Here is a 656-nt window from a genome sequence, read left to right on the forward strand (position 1 = left end):
TCACCATCGCCATCTGCATCCGTTCCGCCACTTACATACGTTGGTGTTGGTAATATACCTGTTCCTGTAAAGTTACCTGAAACTTCATTCACACTTACGTCATATACTGTAACGTCGCCTGTGTTGGTCACGGTATATGTATAGGTTATGATATCACCTACACTTACGGCATTATCAGCGCCCAAGTCTAAACTACCTGTTTTGGTTATGCTTAACTCTGGACTTTGTATTATCTCTACATCTGTTGGATCATCGTCACTTGTCGCATCTGTTGGATCATCACTGTCATCACTCACTGGATCGCCATTTGGATCCGTTCCTTCTGCTGTCGCTTGGTTTGTTACCACACCTGCATCAATATCATCTTGCGTGATTGCATACGTTGCCGTGTACACTATCGTACCATTTCCTACAACCATATCTTCTAGATCACCATCGCCATCTGCATCCGTTCCGCCACTTACATACGTTGGTGTTGGTAATATACCTGTTCCTGTAAAGTTACCTGAAACTTCATTCACACTTACGTCATATACTGTAACGTCGCCTGTGTTGGTCACGGTATATGTATAGGTTATGATATCACCTACACTTACGGCATTATCAGCGCCCAAGTCTAAACTACCTGTTTTGGTTATGCTTAACTCTGGACTTTG

1 protein-coding gene is annotated in these 656 nt (G+C 43.1%); it reads right to left on the minus strand.

Annotated features, from left to right (window positions below; all coding sequences use genetic code 11):
• The coding region (locus tag VDP25_RS17745) for a DUF7507 domain-containing protein (RefSeq protein ID WP_443089863.1) at window positions 1–656 on the minus strand (656 nt) is incomplete at both ends.

Source organism: Winogradskyella sp. ECml5-4 (genome assembly GCF_036903175.1).
Lineage (GTDB): Bacteria > Bacteroidota > Bacteroidia > Flavobacteriales > Flavobacteriaceae > Winogradskyella > Winogradskyella damuponensis.